Consider the following 17,887-nt stretch of genomic DNA (forward strand, 5'->3'; position numbering starts at 1 on the left):
TTAGAAGATCAGATATTCGAAATACTCTTTCCAATTTAGCGTTTGTAAAGTTGCTTTATTTGGCAGTTCCATCGGCATCGGGAAAAAGGCTTGAGACAAATACTGATAATCCTTATCATGCAAAATAATTCTGCCGTCAGCAAAGTTGCTCGTGAAAATTGTATCTCCCTTATCTTCGAATGCCAAATCCACTTGCGTAAGTTCAATTCTGCCATCTTCGCCAATAGTATAAACAAACGTTTCTTCTACGGTTTCACCATTTTCTTCATCCACGACTACTTCTTTTGTCAAGACGATTTCGCTGTTTACTCTATAGGCATTTAGCGCTTCATTTAAAATGATTTTTGTTTTCGTTAAACTTGCATACGGTTTATTTTGAATAAAACCATCAACATCAATTCGGACTTCAAAAGAAGTTGGCTGCGGCAGCTCCTCGACTTTTTGCATTTCATTGAACCATACGGAAGAATTATTTGCCGGAATGGATTGTTTTTCAACAACCGTTCCCATTATTTCTCCTGAGCTGTTTACGTTTGTTTCGATAGAATCACTTTCTCCCTCGAGTGCTTCTTCTCCTTCAAACAATGACTGGTCCAGTTCCGCCAGCTGATTCTCTTCCACTTGTTCCCACTCTTCTTCAGAGATATAGGCTAGGAAGTTTTTTTCCGATGTATAAAGAATAAATGTCACCGTTCCGCCATCTTCAACAATCTTTCCAATGACCCCATCAACAGGACTTGATAGGACATTCGAGAAGCTTAAATTGGAGACTTGGCTAGATAAAATTTCAATATTTCTTTCCACTTCTGCTATTCGTTGCTCTACTGTGGCAATTGCTCCTGTTGGAGATCCTTGAGAAATTTCCGTCTCGACTACAACGGACAATTGTTCATCAATTTGCTGTGAATCGATGGTTGTGAGTGGGCTGTCGGTCGAATTTGATTGCACTGCCGACAAAATGCCTTCCAAAGTTGCTAATTCTTCTTCATAAGCAGTCAATTCCGATTGCAGCCTGGACTGCTCTTGTTCCGCCTGCTCTGTTTTATAGACAGCAATTTCGTCACTGATACCAACGGCTTGGCCTTGCCTTACTGAAATTTCGGACAAAGCTTCCGCATCCACTGCGATACGTATTTCCTCTTCCGGCACGATGATTGCTTTCTTCTCAAGATATGCTTTCTGGTGGCCTGCATTTAACCTTTCATAATCCGAGATATAGTAGGAACGAGCAATTTTACTATCTTCTTTAAAAATAAGCACACAATTGACAATAATTAATGCGGCCAACAGAATGCCGCCTAGTCCAACCCAAATTTTCAATTTTCGATTCATAACCCTACCACCTTAGAAAAATAATCATAGAGAGGCAATATACTTATTCCTGCTGTAACCAGTGCAAAGAAAATTTGAACTGCAATAATTTTTGCCAAAAGCAACCCTTTGCTATCCTCTTCCCATTTAGAAAGAAACAGATATTGTATCACGACGGTTGCAGCTGTTGCGATTGTCAGTTGGTTGAAGAAATAATTGAAAAAACTATCCTCAATGAAGTAAGCACTAATAGGTCCCAATGATAGAAAAGAAGTCTGGGCAGTATAGCCAACCATTGTAAATACAATAAAAACAATTAATTTCTCTACTAAGATACTAGCAATTACAAAGATTTGAATCTTTGAGATGGCTTTAAAAGATAAATCCGTCAAAATAGATAAGCAAAACGGAATGAGATAATAGTGAAACAGGAACCACAACAGTCCCAGTAACGCTGCCCCAATCAGGGACATATACCTGCTTATGATATATTCTTCTTGCAAATTGGCTGCATTTAAATAGGTCAGCCCCGCCGTACCCATTCCCCAGACATCCCTTAAAATATACAAGAGGATAGTGAAGCCAAAAATCAAAAACAAACGGCTCCGATATCCTTTCAATGTATATTCTTCTTGGTCTAGTACAAAGGCTAGTTTACTTGGATTTAATAACGAATGCCAAAATCTGAATTGATAGTCCATATGTATTCCTTTCTCCAATAAAAATATTGATTTGCCTATCTTTAACCCTGTCGCAAGTTCTTGTGCAAAAAAGAAAGTTAATAAGCTTATTATTAATATAACAGATATTGTAATCTAATATAAATGAAAGGTATGAAATGCTCCTCCTGGTTTATAATCCCTTCAAAAGAAACATTTCCAAATACCGCTCCCGATTGCCGCTCAATGATTTTAATTTTTTATCAATGTCGGCGAGTTGATGCAGCGCCTTCAATAATCGCTCTTCACTTGGGCGGTGGCGGTTTTCGAGCATTAATTTTACACGATATGGATGAATTTTAAGCTGCTTTGAGATTTGATTGGGGTGATATCCCTTTTTCTGCAAATAAAAGACGTTGTTCATTGTACGGATATTGGAAGCCAATAAACCGACAAGCATGATAGGCTCTTCTTTTTGCCGCAGCAAATCATGATAGATCTCCAACGCTTCTACCCTATTGTTGGCCAGATAAGCATTCAGCATTTTAAAAGCATCATGCTCCAATGTTTTCGCTACCAAATCCTCTACTAACTCCATTGTGATTTGTTTTTCTTCTCCTAGATACAATGCCATTTTTTCAATTTCCATTTGAAGCTTCAGCATATCCAAGCCAACCATTTCAATAAGCTTATCTACTGCTTCGTCAGAAATGCTTTTTTCAAAATTTGCGACCTCACTCTTAACCCAGGTTGCTAAATCATTTTCCTTTGGAGTTTCCGCAAATAGCACAACGCTTTTATCTTTCATTGTTTTTGTAATTTTCTTGCGTTCGTCCAGCTTTTCATAAGGCGCTATAAAAACGGTCACGCAAAAATCGGATGGATTGGCCAGCCAATTTTCCAATCGCTTGACATTATGATCGATTTTCTCTTTTCCTTTTTCGGCAGCTTTTAAAAAATAGGCATTTTTGGCGATCACTAATTTTTTTTCCGAAAAAAAAGGAAATGTGTCCGCCTCATCGATTACGGCATCTACTGGAGATTCTTCCATATCAAACACTCTTACTTCCGTTTCTTCCGTAGAATTTAATGTCGCTTTGATGCGGTTGATGGTTTCATCGATAAAATACGATTCTTGTCCATAAATGAGATACACTGGCGCAACCCGCCCATTTTTGATCTCTTTCCAAACTTTTGTAAACATACTGTATCCTCCTGCCACTTCACATACTTTTAGTATACACATTTTTATAACATATGGCCTTCGTATAAAACATTTCCAACAACCAAATACTAGTTGGTAGAATTTTCTTGATTCCATATAGATTTTTATCATAGATTCACTTATAATTGAGTGTGAGTAGGAGGGATAAGTATGTCATCACATGATGAAAACGTCGTAACACACAATCCTTTTGAAGGCAAAAATGGCGCATCTATGCGTAACCAGGCAATTGACGCTGGTGTAGGATTTGGCGTTTCGTTCTTATTTTTTACAATTATGTTTATTATCGCCACAATCATTGATGTAACAGCTTCACACTAGTTGCTCAAGAAGCTTTCGACCGAGTGGCAGATGTTTTTTGCGCGAAAGCGAAGCGACAGCAGCAGACCGCGACTCAGATCGGGCTGGGCGGCTTGCGCTAGACAGAAAAAAAGGAATCTCAAACATATTAGAGGTTCCCTTTTTTTATTAGTTTAAACCTGATAAAACTTTCATTTTATTTTCATCAACCCGGATTTCAATCGTTCCTTTTTCAAAAGTACCGATTGTTGGCAACCCCAATTTTTCAAAACGTTCAACCACTTCCTTATGGGGATGGCCGTACCGGTTATTTTTTCCTGCGCTGAAAACAGTCAATGCAGGTTGCATTTTTTCGATAAAACCTTCGCTGCTTGAAGTTTTGCTGCCATGGTGCCCCGCCTTTAATAAATCGATTTTTTCCAAATCAGGATACTGCTTTAGAATTTGTTTTTCCCCTTGTTCTTCTACATCGCCCATAAACAATGCTTCAAATTCCCCTTTTGCTACATTTAGAACCAGTGAATCATCGTTCCCTTCATAATTTGTATCATTTGGCCATAAATAATGAAAGATGATGTCGCCATTCTTCCATTGGGCATTTCCGATTTGTTCTTTCACCGGGATTTTTTGCTGCATTGCTTCTTTTAGCAAATCCGACATGTTCCCTTTTAAAATAGAATTTGGCGATACATGTATTTCATTCACGGGGATCTCTTGCAATATTTCTTCAGCCCCTTCCATATGGTCGCTATCGGCATGGGTAAGAATTAATTTATCGATCTTTTGAATTCCCTTTCCTTTCAAAAATGGCACAACAATATCCCTGCCCACTTCGAAAACAGCGCTTTTTTCCTTCCATTTCTCTTGTTCAAATCTCAGAAACCCACCCGTATCAATCATATAAACCTCTTCTTTGTACGGTAATTCGATGACAACGCAATCCCCCTGACCTACATTGACAAAAGTAATGATTAAATCATCGGTAATTTTCCCTGCTGTTTGGAGGATGACAATTGGAATAAAAAGCGACAAACAAACTTTCCATAGCCTGGCTTTACTATCCAGCAAATAAAAAGTCAACAGAACACAAATAAATGCAAATAGAGCCAAATAAATGGACGGCTTCCCTGGATTCCACATTTGATAAGGAATGCTCTGCAATAAATCGATTATTTTAGTTAAGATGGCTCGTGCTGGCTCATAAATTTGAAAAAGAATCTCCGGCACGGCAGTAGGCAAATACGAAGCTGCAAGAAGAATCATATTTATCGGCAAGATAATGAACGAGAAAAGAGGGACAAAGAAGATATTGACAATAAACGATGAAAGACTGATTTCATAAAAGTGGTAAAGCAGAAGAGGATAAACGAGCAGCTGGCAAACAAATGTAATCAGAAAAGATTGAATTAGCCAAGAAGATGATCTGCTAATGAGTGGACCCGAGTAAATCAGGCTAATTGTTGCTAAATAAGATAATTGAAAACCAACTTGATAGATGGACCAAGGTTCCAAAAACACAAAAAGGATAAAACTGATTGCCAGTGCATCATGTGCGGATATTTTCCCCTTTAGCCTGCCGATCATCATGATTTCAACAATCAGCACGGATCGCCATACGGAAGGTGCACCCCCGGCAAGCACTGCATAAATCGGCAATGCAACCAACAGAACAATTGTGGCAAACTCTTTACGCACGCGAAGCCGCAGCAGCCCTTGATAGATGATTAACGCGATGATTGCTATATGCAAGCCCGATATCGCAAACAAATGTGTAATTCCAAGTGTTTGATAGGCCCTGGTTGTCTCTTCATCTACGTTCTCCTGCAAACCGATTAGCAAAGATTGTGCTTCTGCAGCAAGGGATGATGGGAATTTTTCTTCAATATGGGTTTTTATTCTAAAACGTTGTTTGGAAATCTTTTGAGGGATCGTGTTTTTTGTACCGACATATTGCCAATTCTGTACCTCGGCAATTCCGATTGCCCCTTTGCTCATTAAATAATTTTTCATGTCAAAGGCATATGGATGATTTGGTTCTGAAGGCTCAACTAATTCTGCGGTAGTTAAATAGCTTTTGCCTACCAATGATTCTTGTGCAAAAGCATTTTTTTCTTCTTCGGATTTTAGTTCATACACGACATAAATCTTTCTGCCATTCTCGTCTTTCATAAATCCGCGCAATTTGTCGCCACTTATTTTATATTCATCCGTCCACACCAATTTCGCTGGAAAATTGAGGGGTTCCTGGGTTTTCATAATAGTATGGTCAAAGTAAAAATAAGCACTTACTGAAAAGATTATGATGAGGATTAGATGAATGGTTCCACTCTTCTTCAGATTTAGAAGGAAAAGTATTGGCACGATCAAAATCATCAGCCTTATCGATTCATGAGCTGCAAGTGAAGCAATCAGAATCGACAAGGCATAAAAAATCCATTTATGCTTGAACGACATCAAATAATTCTTTCACCTTCTCTTCAAACGGTCTTAATTCTGCATCGGAAGCACCTAAATTTCTCAATTTCTCCAGCATCTCAACCGTTAATTGGAGCTTTTGATCTTTCAAGAAATCTATTTTTGCGTCATCAAATGGAATCTTGACAACATCAACATTCGCTTTTTTAAATAATTCCATTGCATATTCACTGTTTTTATAATCATTTGCGTAATAGACTTGCTTGATTCCTGCCTGAATGATTGTTTTTGAACAAGGCAAGCAAGGAAAATGAGTAACATAGATATCTGCACCCTTTGCAGGCGTTCCATATTTTGCACATTGCAATAAGGCGTTTGTTTCGGCATGTATTGTGCGCACACAATGATTATCCACCACATAGCACCCTTGTTCAGTACAATGCTCATCACCTGATATGGATCCATTATAACCGCCGGCTATGATTCTTTTTTCACGTACAATCGTTGCGCCAACCGCCAGTCTTGTACAAGTACTTCTGAGCGCCAGTAAATGGCTTTGTGCCATGAAGAATTGGTCCCATGTAATTCGCTCCATATGATAACCTCCAAATTTTATTACTATTAGTTTAGATGCAAATACTTTTTTGTGCAATGTACGATAAGCTACGATTCTTACTTGACGGTTATATGTTCTTTTAGTTTTTCAAATGTCTTGTCGCCAATTCCGGATACGTTTTTCAGCTCCTCAATCGTTTTGAATTGGCCATTTTCCTCGCGGTAGGCTATAATTGCTTGCGCTTTTGACGGACCAATGCCGGGAATCGTTGTTAATGCACTTTCTTCGGCATGGTTGAGATCCACTTGTTCACTCCCGGATTCAGATGCTGTGGCAGCTCCAGTGACGACTTGTCCGTTATTTTGAATAGGAACGGCCTCTTCCCCCTTTTTGGGAACATAGATGGCCATCTCATCCTGAAGTTTTTGAGCATGATTGATTGACATATTTTGCGCTTCTTCCGTATATCCGCCTGCAGCTTTGATGGCATCAACGATTCGATGATCTGTCGTTAACTCATAAACGCCCGGATAAAGGACCGCGCCTTTCACATCAACCATTATTTTTTTAACTGCCGGTTCTTCTGCTAATTCACTTACGGTTTCACTATTAACTTGTTCATTGGGTTGTTGTGGAATAGTTTCAATGGAAAAGACTTCTTCATCAGAGGGAGATTCTTGTTGAAAGAATAAAAATAGGAGTATCAACAAAACAACACCGGGGAAAAGTATTGTTTTTCCATATTTCTTCATCACTTGCTGAAGGATAAAAGGCCACCTCGATTCGGGAGGCTATTAAATGGAGCTTATCTTAAATATACATAAAACTCTATCATACAAAAAGAGGAATTTTTGTGAACACTCTCTAATATCTTTTTACTATTTTTTGTTAAAAAATATAATGCAATAAATAAAAATCGTATATAATATGAAAAAATAATAATAATCTGATAAAGGCAAACTCCACCGAAAGGGGAGGACGCAAAGCTCTGAGCCTAACCGTTTTTAACAACGCATGGTTGTCAAGTTGCCGGATTCTCATTCTGTGAGATTCGGTCTTCAGGATGGGGGAAATACTAATGAAAAAATTGATTGTCGCTGTCCTTTTAGCTGCAACACTCCTTGCAGGAGGTACAAATAACAAAGCTTTGGCTTTGGGACAAGAAGTCGAGGCAACCTGGCTCTGGAATCTATGGTCGATTGTTAGTAATGAAATGCAAGTGCTCGCTTTTCTTGAAGAGAAATCGCTGAACAAAGTGTATCTTCAAATTGACCAAGACATTTCGATGGGGGTTTACCGCAGTTTTATAGAAAAAGCTTCAGCAAAGGGAATTCAGGTGTATGCTCTGGATGGTTCCCCTCAGTGGGTGGCACCGAATGGATCCACAGGCCAAAACCGTTTAATGACTTGGCTGAATCAATACCAAAAAGCATCAACGGCTATCCAGAAATTCAAGGGTGTCCATCTCGATGTTGAGCCTTATATATACAGTGGCTGGGCAACAAATCAAGCCGAGACCATTAAATCGTATCAATCGCTTTTATTAAATGCCAAAAATAGTACGCAGGCAATGGGGCTACCTCTTGAGGCTGACATGCCCTTCTGGTTCGACGGCATATCCTATAAAAACAATTATGGAAAAGGCCTTCTTGCTGAATGGGTTATTGCCAATACCAACAGTGTAACAATAATGGCCTATAGAGATAATGCCACTCAAATAATCGAGTTGGTCAAAAATGAAATAAATATGGCAAAAAAGCATACGAAGCCGCTAGTCGTCGGCGTTGAGACAGATTTTTCATACGAAGGAAATAATATCTCCTTCTTTGAAGAAGGAGAAACGTATATGAAAGGGGAGCTTGAAGCGGTTAAAAACTATTATTCCAGTTTCTCCAGTTTTAACGGCATTGCCGTACACCATGTTGACAGTTGGATGAAAATGAAACCGTAATTGAAAGGGTAGTCTTGAAAGTTTAACTTTCTGGACTACCCTTTTTCGGCTTTGCTATTTAATTGCTCGAATAAATATGCGTTCACTATCTTCAGTTGGGCTTTTCTGTTCCCAGTCCGCCGTTATTTCCACTTTCGAAAAGCCGATTTCCTGCAGCCAAGCAACATACTCTCCAGCAGGAAAGGTTCTTTGAAAATGCTCTTCATCAAATCGTTCGAATAAACCGCTTTTTTCCTCTTTTACAAAGAAGGTCATTATATGATAAATGGAATGGTCGAACTCGCCTGGCTCCGTATGCCAGATATATGCAATTTCGCCATCATCGTAGGTGAAGGGACTTTCCAAAAAAATGACATCCATTTTAAACAATGAATGAACATCCAAAAATAATTGTCCACCTGCACGCAAGGCTTCATAAATTCTCCTCAGTGTTTCGATGACAGCTTCCTGCTGCGCCAAATAATTGATCGAATCAATAGGAACAGTCACAATATCAAGCTCGGAAAACCCTTCCAACTCATCCATCGACATGGCGAATAATGGAATGGCTGCGCCCTTTGCTTGTATACGTTCATAAGCAACCGCCAACATCTCCTCGGACAAATCAATGCCGCTTACATCGTACCCTTCTTCATGGAAAAGCAACGAGAGGGTCCCTGTGCCACACCCAATATCGAGGAGCTTTGGGAATTGCTTTGCAGGAGCATTCTTTTTTACCCATTGAACATATTGGTCATAAGGAATGTCCTGCATCAGCTCATCGTAAACGCTCGCAAATCTTTCGTAGCTGGAATTCATCATTCTGCAGACGGTAAATCTAATTGAGGAGCATCTCCCCATAGACGTTCCAAATTATAAAATGCACGTTCATCTTTATGGAAGATGTGAACCACGATATCACCAAGGTCAACCAAAATCCAACGAGCGGAGTCAAACCCCTCTACACGTTTTACTGTAAAGCCGTTTTCCTGTGCTTTTTCCTGGACTTCTCGTGCAATGGCTTGTGCCTGGCGATCCGAATTACCATTGCAGATTAAAAAATAATCAGCAAGCAGTGAAATACTTTGCATGTTCAATACAACAATATCCTCTGCTCTTTTATCATCCAATGCTTTATAAACAATCTCCAATAAGGGTTGTGTCATCCTTCACTGTCCTCTCTAAGATAAATTACATGATTATAACACTCAATTGAAACCGGGAAAATTGGCTGTTCGGTTTGGACTAAATAACGGATTGAATGACAGATGCATTCCTTCATTGCCAAGTCCAAATCTTTGTTCGCAACATCTCGAAGTTTTTCCACACCGTCGAATTTTCTGTTCGGTTCAATCATATCGGCAACGAAAATAATCTTTTCCAATTTCGACATGCCTGCCCTGCCTGTAGTATGGAAACGAATTGCCTTTAAAATGTCGTCGTTGCTAATATTAAATTCAGTTTCTGCGATCCATGCTCCTACCGGTCCGTGCAATATTTCGGATCCCCAATCAGCCAGCCGTTCATCAAGCCCATGTTCTTTGACAATTGTGCGCATCCATTCTTCATCGGCATATTTTGCAATATCATGCAAAATTGCCGCCGTTTCAGCAGATTTGCGATTTTCTCCATACATATCAGCCAAAGAGATGGCTGTTTCCATTACACCGATAGTATGAATAAATCGTTTTTCAGGCATACGCGGTTTTATTGCGGATAAATAATCGTCACGTTCCATAAAGACCAACCTTTCTAACATAACCTTCCACGCCCTCCGGCAATAAAAATTGCACCGTACCGCCAGACTTCAATCGCGTTCTTATGAATGTGGAGGATAAATCTATTTCCGGCGCTTCGATTATTTTGACATTATATGTAGAAGCCCCTACCGTTCCCGGCCTTCTTAAACCAACAAATTGTACTAGGTTCACTAATTCATCAATTCTATGCCACGTATGGAGCGAATCAATCATATCGCCTCCGATGATAAAGTAGAATTGCGCATCGTGTTCCCGCTCAATAAGCTCGACCATAGTCTGGTATGTATAGGATACGCCACCAAGCTCCAATTCGATCGGCTCTACTTTTAGATGTTCATGCGGGCTTGTTGCTATTTCCACCATTCGAAGACGATCTTCCATGGATGCATCATCCGCCAATTGTTTATGCGGGGCAATCGCGTTTGGCATAAGACGGACTTCATCAAGTTCAAGCGCATGGTAGGCTTCATTTGCCATTATTAAGTGCCCAATATGGGGAGGATTGAATGTTCCTCCCAAGATGCCGACTTTTTTCATTGCCAACACACCTTATTTTTTATTGTCTTTGGGTAATACAATCTTTTTGTTGTTCTTTGATTCTTTATATAAAACAACCGTCAAACCAATCAATTGAACCAGTTCAGCACCAGTTCCTTCTGCCAGTGTCTCTGCTACAACATCTTTCTCTTCTTCACAATTGTCCAGAATGCGGACTTTTATTAATTCACGGACTTCCAGTACGTCACGCAATTGACTTAACATCTGATCGTTCACGCCGCCTTTTCCAACTTGGAAAATCGGTGTTAAGTGATGTGCTTCTGCACGTAAAAATCTTTTTTGTTTACCTGTTAACATAAAATTTATTTTCCTCCTAATTGCTCGCTTATTTGAGCAATCATTGAATTTGTGTCCGGGTAGTTCCCCAGCCAATGCTCATAGGCAATGGCTCCTTGATGTACAAACATTCCAACGCCTGTTACCACAGTTGCCCCAATCGATTCGGCATGCTGCAAGAAAGGCGTCATGAGTGGATTATACACTATATCGGCCGCAACTGCTTCTTGAGACATTTTATCAACCGAAAACGGCAAAGAAATGCCGCCATATTTCATTCCTGCCGGGGTTGTTTGGATAAGAATTCCGTATCGATCAAGTGTTGAGCTGGCTTCCTCATTTGTGATTACTTTTCCCATCCCAAGGGCATCCACGATTTCCCCTGCTTTTGAGATTGTTCGGTTTGTAATCGTAATATCTTGGTAACCATATTTTTTTAAAGCAAAGGCGATTCCCCTTGCTCCTCCTCCTGCTCCCACGATCAATACCGATTTTTGGCGATGCCCATCGCCAATCTTTTCTTCCAGAGACCTTACAAAGCCGTCACCGTCTGTATTAAAGCCTTTAAATCGGCCATCTTCTAATCTTAAAACCGTATTGACTGCGCCCATTTGCTTTGCGGTTTCATCGATTTCATCCAGAAATGGAATTATTGCGGATTTGTGCGGAATGGTTACATTAAAACCGCTTGTCCCCAGTAATTTAAATGACGCAACTGCCTGTTCCAGATTCTCTGCTTTTACATGAATAGGTATATAGGCTGCATCTACTCCTTCTTGGGTGTACCAAGAATTATGCATTTCCGGTGATTTTGATTGTTCGATTGGATCGCCAATGACAGCAAACCATTTCTTCATTTCCAAACAACTCCCTAATTTAGACTACTATTTATGCTAAATCAATGATGGACGAATAAATACCTCTACGCCTTTAGGGGCATGCGCGGCTACCACAACATTCGGATGCTGCACCGTAACCCAGCCCAAACCGGAAATGACGACGTCTGTTTTGCCTTCTTTTATCGCAAATTCATGACTCACCAATTCCGGTAATTGATCTATGAATTCCTTCGACGGCGGAGCAAGCAGTTCCCCTTTATGTTCTTGGTACAAGAGATCCGCTTTTTCAAGCTTTGTGCGATGAATCGGCAAATCGTTTGCAGCATAAATTGTAAAAGCGGAACGATCTCCCTTTATAAAATCAAAGCGTGCAAGTGCGCCGATAAATAAAGATTGCCCTTCGTTCTGCTGATATACTTTCGGCTTTATTTCCTTCTTTGGCATAATCGTTTTCAATTCACTGGAATGAATATGATGAGCCATTTGATGATGATTGATAATGCCAGGTGTATCGTAAAGGGCTGACCCATCATCGAGCGGGATTTCGATCATGTCCAAAGTTGTGCCCGGAAAATGCGAAGTAGTGATAATATTCCCTTCACCGGTTGCCTGTTTAATAATTCGGTTGATGAAAGTGGATTTACCAACATTTGTACAACCTACAACATAAACATCTTTTCCTTCACGATATTTGTTGATGGCCTCTACGACTTCGCCCATTCCAATACCCTTATGAGCACTAACAAGCATCACATCAACCGGCTGCAACCCCAAGCTGCGCGCCTCACGTTTCAACCAATTAATCACCTTTTTCGGCTTTACCGATTTAGGCAACAAATCAACTTTATTCGCCACCAATAAAACCGGGTTTTTCCCGACAAAACGATGAAGGCCCGGCAACCAGCTGCCATTAAAATCAAATATATCGACGATTTTCACAATAAGGCCTTGTTGTTCACCTAAACCATTCAGGATTTTCAAGAAATCATCATCCGTTAAGCTGACTGGCTGGATTTCATTGTAATTTTTCAAGCGAAAACACCTTTGGCATATCACTGTATCTTTTTCCAGGGACGCAGGCGGAGCATAGCCAACTTCCTTTGGATTCTCTGTTTGTATAGTAGCTCCACAGCCAATACAATTCGGCATTTCACTCATTGCTGTTCCTCCCAAGTTTTAATTCCTTTACGTTTTAATAGATTAAATACTCTTCTCTCGACAAATCGATTAAAACGCGTAACAAAACCATCCGACTCTGCTACAGGTCGGACTAAAATTGTATAAAGTTTTAAACGGTTGGCACCCATTATGTCCGTAAGCAATTGATCGCCCACCATAACGACTTCGCTGCTATTCAGGCGAAGTTCTTTCATGGCCGCGTAATAGGCAGCTCCCAGAGGCTTGCGTGCCCTTGCGATAAATGGAATGCCAAGCGGTTCGGCAAAATGCTTCACCCGTTCCTGATTATTATTTGATGCAATGATGACACGAATCCCGGCTTCCTGCATAAGCTGTAGCCACAGAATAATTTCATTGGTGGCATCGGGCCTGTCCCATTCTATTAACGTATTATCCAAATCTGTAATAATCCCTTTGATCCCAAGTTCCATTAACTTCTCTGGCGTGATTTCAAATACAGATGTTACAAACTCTTTTGGCAATAGAAAATTATACACGTTTTAACTCCTTCAAGTGCTTTTTCATTTGTTGTTGGATATTGTTCCCTTGGCTGATAAAGTTTCACTCATTAAAAGATTATAACATAGATGCTATGGGTTCTCCCATTTTCACATTAAGCCCTGCTTGAATATTTTCAGTAAAATGAACATAACCTTCTTCAAATAGCATTACCACTGTGGAACCAAAACCAAAATAACCAACTTCTTCACCTTTTGTCCAATTGTCCGAGACATTGGTTAGCTTGATTGAATTGACAAACATTGCTCCTACCTTTACTAATGTAAAGTGTTTCTTATTTTGGCCTTGAACCTCGCTTATTAAACGATGGTTTTTGCTGATTGGTTTTTTTCCATATGTCAGTCCCAAAGAATTTACCGGATAGGATTTATTTCCAAGTGTATACTGCCGTATTACCAATCCATCATTCGGGCTATGAATTCTGTGATAGTTTGCCGGGCTTAAATAGAAAACGATGTACTTCCCATCTTTGTATTTTTCGATTACTTCTTCTTTACCCAATAAATCGATCAGGGAGTAAGGTTTATTTTTCACAGTAAAAATCTTGTTTTTTTGTATAGTCCCGAATGTTTCAATTTTTGCATCCACTGGGCTTACAAAGGTTCTCCCTTCTAAATCGACCGGTCTGGCTCCTTCTTTCAGCTGTCTAGTAAAGAAATCTTGTAAATTATTAAAACTGTTGATATCACGTGAAACTTCAGAGATATCAATTTCGTATACTTTACTGTAGCTTTTGATCAGATTTTTACTGATTGATGATGTTACCAGTCTTCTCAGCATCAAGGAGCTGTATTTTCCATTTGTAAGTTCGATTAATGATTGGTAAATTTTCTCTTTCATAATCCCTCTCCAAGCATGTCAGAATTCTCAAATCAAGTTTAGTCATTTGGATTGACTTACAATTTATTCTTTTTCGAAGTATAATATAGAAATATATTTAGCGCAAAGGAGTGTTTCCCCATGTTTCTTCTGCATATGGTGGATTCCACGATTAAAAAAGTAAAATCGCACGCTGCTAATCTGATTACGCTCTGTAATTTGTCTTTCGGTGGTGCCTCGATTATGGCAACATTAAATGAAACATATAGTTATAGTGTTTTATTTATTTTTATTGCTGCTTTTCTTGATCGTTATGATGGCAAAGTGGCCCGGAAATTTAATCAAGAATCGGAGCTTGGCAAACAATTGGACTCTATGGGTGATATTATATCATTCGGTGTCGCGCCAGCTCTATTAATGTATGAAACTATTTTGGCCGAATTTGGTATGGTTGGAATCATCTTGACGATTCTATATATAGGGTGTGGAGCATTTCGATTGGCCCGTTTCAATATTACTGAAGCGAACACGTATTTTGTAGGCTTGCCCATTACGGCCGCAGGGACATTCTTAACTTTTTCCTACTTTATGATTCCAGTTGTCGGTCCACAGTTTTATTTATTCCTCATGCCGATTCTTTCGATTTTAATGGTGAGTACATTTACTTTAAGAAAGGTTTAAATGATTCGATGCACATCTATATGCTGCATCGAATTTTTTTGCCTCTAGGCGTTCAATTAGGTTTTCCCAACTTTTTTCTTGCGGATTCTCATTTTCCCAACAGTTCTATCATATAATGTCGAAAAAGGAAGAAAGGATGACGTGATTGAGCGGAATTTTTGCGTCACTCATGCAGCTATGGCTAGACATTCCGTCATTTCTTGGGTATTTAAAGGGGCAGGCTTTTCATCGGCCATTTTCCAAAGAGGAAGAAGCGAAGGCGATTGAACGCTTCATGAATGGCGATGAACAAGCAAGGCTAGACTTAATAGAACGAAATATGAGGCTTGTAGCGCATGTCGTCAAGAAATTCCACCCTCAGCACGAACAACTGGACGATTATATATCCATTGGCACAATAGGATTGATGAAAGCTGTTAGCAGCTATACGCCTGATAAAAAAACACGTTTAGCCACTTATGCTGCACGCTGTATTGAAAATGAAATCTTAATGCATTTAAGGGCACAGAAAAAGGTTCAAAAGGACGTTTCCTTATTTGAGCCCATAGGTGTAGACAAAGAAGGACAATCGTTGCAGATTCGAGATTTATTGCAGCTTGACGAACAGCCGGCAATCGATAAAATCGAACAAAAAGAAAGTTTTGAACAACTTTATGCTTTTTTAAATACATTGGAACCTAGAGAGCTGGAAATTATCATTTATCGGTATGGTCTAAACAACAACGACCCACTGACCCAAAAAGAAATCGCCAAAAAATTGAAAATTTCGAGAAGTTATGTATCCCGTATTGAAAAACGTGCGCTCGTAAAGTTGTATCAGCAGTTCAAGCATAGTCAAAATGAGAAGGAAAGTCGCAAAATCGACATAGAATCTTCTCAATTGCACAATTAAAGCGGTGTTAATTAGGCAAGAAAAGCTCATTAAGGCATAAAAACCTTAATGAGCTTTTGTTGGACTTAAACGGCGTTCTCCGCTTTTCTTTTAATGGCGGACTGAGTCTTCTTTTGCGCCGAAGTAAATAATGATTCCCAAAATGGCTGTAATGGCTACAGATGCTCCCATAAGCAATAACATAGCATTCCCTCCTAATACTTTCCTATTTCTATATTACTTTGGTTTTTCTTCGTTGGTCAAGCAAGTTTGTGAATAATAGGTGACAAATGCTTATTGAATTGCCAATGAAAAGGAGGGACTCTTTCCTGCAGTCTACAGCTTTTCAATTGTTTTCAATACAATTTCCGTTGAATGTTTTGCGGCTACCGGCAAAAATTCATCAAAGCTGATATTCGATTCTTTCCCTGCAATATCCGATAATGCCCGAATTACGACAAATGGCGTTTCAAATTGATAGCATACTTGTGCGACCGCCGCTGCTTCCATTTCCACTGCTTTCATCTCAGGGAAATATTCTCTTACTTTCGCCACACGCTCCGGATCATTCATGAAAGAATCTCCCGAACAGATTAGGCCAACGCTATATTGGTGATTGCCGATTTCCGCAACGGCTTCTTCGGCCAATTTCATTAAACGTTCATCCGATTTAAATGCAGCCGGCAATTGAGGGACTTGCCCCATTTCATAGTTGAAAATGGTAACATCCACATCGTGATGGCGCACTTCATCAGAAATCACCACTGCGCCTACTTCCAGTTGTGGATCATAGCCACCTGCAGAACCGGTATTAATGACCACATCCGGTTTAAATTTATAAAGCAAGGCTGTTGTACCCATCGCCGCATTGACTTTGCCTATACCGCTTTTCAGCAAAACAACCTCTTTCTCTTTATATGTACCTGTTGTATATTCGCTATTTGCAATGGTAGTGACTTGCGTATTGGAAAGCGCATTTCTCAATAATTCAACTTCCTCTTCCATAGCACCAATAACCGCAATTTTCATTGTGTTCATTCCTCCAATTTTCGGGCATGCCTTCATTAACATTAGTATTATATACTAAAACGCCAATAAAAGATGCCCTACCTAACTCCGATGGCTTGATTTAACTTTTCTACCTTTACCGGTTTCCAACCTTTCTGCTCAACCCATTCAATGTAGACACGATAATAATCATTTTTATCATTGGTTGATACAACAGCTACCGCACTATTGGGCCCCCCATTATTTCGGACAGACCAATAAATAATATTATTTTCTTTTAATTGCACTGCGTTTCGGATCGTTACCAACTTTTCTTCATAATCAATATGCCCTTCTTCGTATGCAGATACATGCTCCCCTGTCTGTTTCGTAGGGTTCACTTTCCACTCAGGATCGATGATGACTTCTTCTACCAGGGGATCGTTTGATGATTTGGTAATTAGTTCACTGGATGATTCATCGGAAGCATCGGCAAGTTCTTGTTTACCATTCTCGTCTACTTCTTCTGCAGAAACCATATTGTGATTCTCGAAAGGCTGTTCTTCGTTCGTATCTTCTTTCCCTTCATTACTCTCATTTTGAATTGCTGTTTCGGTGGATTGTTTCGGTTGTTTTTTATTATCAGTGAAAATCGCAAATACATTTAAAATAATCAGTATGGAAACGATGGCAATTAAACTATTCAAGATTTTGTCCATTTTACTTTTTTTTCGCTTCTCGCTGCGTTTTTTAGAACGTTTCAACGATTCTTGTTCCTTTGACATATACGGACTCCTCCTTCTTACCATTGTCTTTATTGTATCAAGATTCTATCCAAAAACCATCAAAAACGCTCTTATTTTATCATTTGAATTGAAAATGTAACAAAGAATAAAAGCGCAAGCGCCCTGCTTAGCCATAGACAGATCTTTTGTGTACCGAAAGCGTAGCGGCTAGGCAGCTTTCACTAGAAAATGAAAAAGTCGACAAAATCTTTATATG

General features: G+C 39.6%; 21 protein-coding genes and 1 riboswitch. Of the genes, 4 read left to right on the top strand and 17 right to left on the bottom strand.

Annotation, left to right across the window (positions count from 1 at the left end; all coding sequences use genetic code 11):
• The 3 genes from D1B33_RS06925 to holA all read right to left on the bottom strand — a co-directional run bounded on the left by D1B33_RS06925 (position 1) and on the right by holA (position 3,174).
• The gene (locus D1B33_RS06925) at positions 1-1,332 is read right to left on the bottom strand and encodes a hypothetical protein (protein WP_118875636.1); all 1,332 of its coding nucleotides are present in this window, start codon (positions 1,330-1,332) and stop codon (positions 1-3) included.
• On the bottom strand, positions 1,329-2,012 hold the full coding sequence (locus D1B33_RS06930; RefSeq protein ID WP_118875637.1) for a hypothetical protein: 684 nt from the start codon (positions 2,010-2,012) through the stop codon (positions 1,329-1,331). The genes D1B33_RS06925 and D1B33_RS06930 overlap by 4 nt, the downstream gene beginning before the upstream one ends.
• A 151-nt stretch (positions 2,013-2,163) precedes the next feature.
• The gene (gene holA, locus D1B33_RS06935; RefSeq protein ID WP_118875638.1) at positions 2,164-3,174 is read right to left on the bottom strand and encodes a DNA polymerase III subunit delta; all 1,011 of its coding nucleotides are present in this window, start codon (positions 3,172-3,174) and stop codon (positions 2,164-2,166) included.
• 171 nt (positions 3,175-3,345) lie between these two features.
• Between holA and D1B33_RS06940 the strand changes: the two genes are divergently transcribed.
• Positions 3,346-3,516, top strand: a complete 171-nt coding sequence (locus tag D1B33_RS06940; RefSeq protein ID WP_118875639.1) for a YqzM family protein — start codon at positions 3,346-3,348, stop codon at positions 3,514-3,516.
• A gap of 147 nt (positions 3,517-3,663) precedes the next feature.
• Here the strand turns inward: D1B33_RS06940 and D1B33_RS06945 are convergent, their stop codons facing one another.
• The 3 genes from D1B33_RS06945 to D1B33_RS06955 form a co-directional block, all read right to left on the bottom strand.
• Positions 3,664-5,949 carry a DNA internalization-related competence protein ComEC/Rec2 gene (locus tag D1B33_RS06945; protein WP_118875640.1) on the bottom strand — a complete coding sequence of 762 codons (2,286 nt, stop codon included), beginning with the start codon at positions 5,947-5,949 and terminating at the stop codon, positions 3,664-3,666.
• A complete protein-coding gene (locus tag D1B33_RS06950) occupies positions 5,933-6,505 on the bottom strand; it encodes a ComE operon protein 2 (RefSeq protein WP_118875641.1) in 573 nt (190 codons plus the stop codon). The genes D1B33_RS06945 and D1B33_RS06950 overlap by 17 nt, the downstream gene beginning before the upstream one ends.
• Before the next feature lie 77 nt (positions 6,506-6,582).
• Complete coding sequence (locus D1B33_RS06955) at positions 6,583-7,173, bottom strand: helix-hairpin-helix domain-containing protein (protein ID WP_233549405.1); 591 nt, start codon at positions 7,171-7,173, stop codon at positions 6,583-6,585.
• A gap of 237 nt (positions 7,174-7,410) precedes the next feature.
• A riboswitch (cyclic di-GMP riboswitch) is annotated at positions 7,411-7,500 on the top strand.
• Between the two features lie 44 nt (positions 7,501-7,544).
• Here D1B33_RS06955 and D1B33_RS06960 point away from each other — a divergent pair.
• Positions 7,545-8,417: an amidase gene (locus tag D1B33_RS06960; protein ID WP_118875643.1), complete on the top strand. Its 873-nt coding sequence runs from the start codon at positions 7,545-7,547 to the stop codon at positions 8,415-8,417.
• A gap of 54 nt (positions 8,418-8,471) precedes the next feature.
• Here the strand turns inward: D1B33_RS06960 and D1B33_RS06965 are convergent, their stop codons facing one another.
• From D1B33_RS06965 to D1B33_RS07005, 9 genes are all read right to left on the bottom strand, one after another.
• Entirely contained in the window at positions 8,472-9,215 is a 744-nt protein-coding gene (locus tag D1B33_RS06965) for a class I SAM-dependent DNA methyltransferase (RefSeq protein ID WP_118875785.1), read from the bottom strand.
• Positions 9,215-9,562 (bottom strand): ribosome silencing factor, encoded by a 348-nt coding sequence (gene rsfS / locus D1B33_RS06970; RefSeq protein ID WP_118875644.1) that lies wholly within the window; start codon positions 9,560-9,562, stop codon positions 9,215-9,217. Before rsfS ends, D1B33_RS06965 begins: the two co-directional genes overlap by 1 nt.
• A complete protein-coding gene (yqeK, locus tag D1B33_RS06975; protein WP_118875786.1) occupies positions 9,559-10,134 on the bottom strand; it encodes a bis(5'-nucleosyl)-tetraphosphatase (symmetrical) YqeK in 576 nt (191 codons plus the stop codon). Before yqeK ends, rsfS begins: the two co-directional genes overlap by 4 nt.
• Positions 10,124-10,693, bottom strand: coding sequence for a nicotinate-nucleotide adenylyltransferase (locus tag D1B33_RS06980; protein WP_118875645.1), 570 nt, complete (start codon positions 10,691-10,693; stop codon positions 10,124-10,126). Before D1B33_RS06980 ends, yqeK begins: the two co-directional genes overlap by 11 nt.
• Before the next feature lie 12 nt (positions 10,694-10,705).
• Positions 10,706-11,011 carry a ribosome assembly RNA-binding protein YhbY gene (yhbY, locus tag D1B33_RS06985; RefSeq protein ID WP_118875646.1) on the bottom strand — a complete coding sequence of 102 codons (306 nt, stop codon included), beginning with the start codon at positions 11,009-11,011 and terminating at the stop codon, positions 10,706-10,708.
• Positions 11,012-11,016: 5 nt separating this feature from the next.
• Entirely contained in the window at positions 11,017-11,847 is an 831-nt protein-coding gene (gene aroE, locus D1B33_RS06990) for a shikimate dehydrogenase (RefSeq protein ID WP_118875647.1), read from the bottom strand.
• A gap of 36 nt (positions 11,848-11,883) precedes the next feature.
• Complete coding sequence (gene yqeH / locus D1B33_RS06995; RefSeq protein WP_118875648.1) at positions 11,884-12,987, bottom strand: ribosome biogenesis GTPase YqeH; 1,104 nt, start codon at positions 12,985-12,987, stop codon at positions 11,884-11,886.
• Positions 12,984-13,505, bottom strand: coding sequence for a YqeG family HAD IIIA-type phosphatase (locus tag D1B33_RS07000; RefSeq protein WP_118875649.1), 522 nt, complete (start codon positions 13,503-13,505; stop codon positions 12,984-12,986). The genes yqeH and D1B33_RS07000 overlap by 4 nt, the downstream gene beginning before the upstream one ends.
• Before the next feature lie 79 nt (positions 13,506-13,584).
• Positions 13,585-14,367 (bottom strand): phosphatidylserine decarboxylase, encoded by a 783-nt coding sequence (locus D1B33_RS07005; protein ID WP_118875650.1) that lies wholly within the window; start codon positions 14,365-14,367, stop codon positions 13,585-13,587.
• Positions 14,368-14,487: 120 nt separating this feature from the next.
• On the opposite strand from D1B33_RS07005, the gene pssA reads away from it, so the two are divergent.
• Positions 14,488-15,027, top strand: coding sequence for a CDP-diacylglycerol--serine O-phosphatidyltransferase (gene pssA / locus D1B33_RS07010; protein WP_118875651.1), 540 nt, complete (start codon positions 14,488-14,490; stop codon positions 15,025-15,027).
• Between the two features lie 145 nt (positions 15,028-15,172).
• Entirely contained in the window at positions 15,173-15,919 is a 747-nt protein-coding gene (gene sigK, locus D1B33_RS07015) for an RNA polymerase sporulation sigma factor SigK (protein WP_118875652.1), read from the top strand.
• Positions 15,920-16,234: 315 nt separating this feature from the next.
• Here the strand turns inward: sigK and mtnN are convergent, their stop codons facing one another.
• Complete coding sequence (gene mtnN / locus D1B33_RS07020) at positions 16,235-16,927, bottom strand: 5'-methylthioadenosine/S-adenosylhomocysteine nucleosidase (RefSeq protein WP_118875653.1); 693 nt, start codon at positions 16,925-16,927, stop codon at positions 16,235-16,237.
• A gap of 77 nt (positions 16,928-17,004) precedes the next feature.
• Complete coding sequence (locus tag D1B33_RS07025) at positions 17,005-17,670, bottom strand: YrrS family protein (RefSeq protein WP_158582933.1); 666 nt, start codon at positions 17,668-17,670, stop codon at positions 17,005-17,007.
• Positions 17,671-17,887 lie beyond the last annotated feature (217 nt).

Source organism: Ureibacillus yapensis (assembly GCF_003515775.1).
Taxonomy (GTDB): domain Bacteria; phylum Bacillota; class Bacilli; order Bacillales_A; family Planococcaceae; genus Ureibacillus; species Ureibacillus yapensis.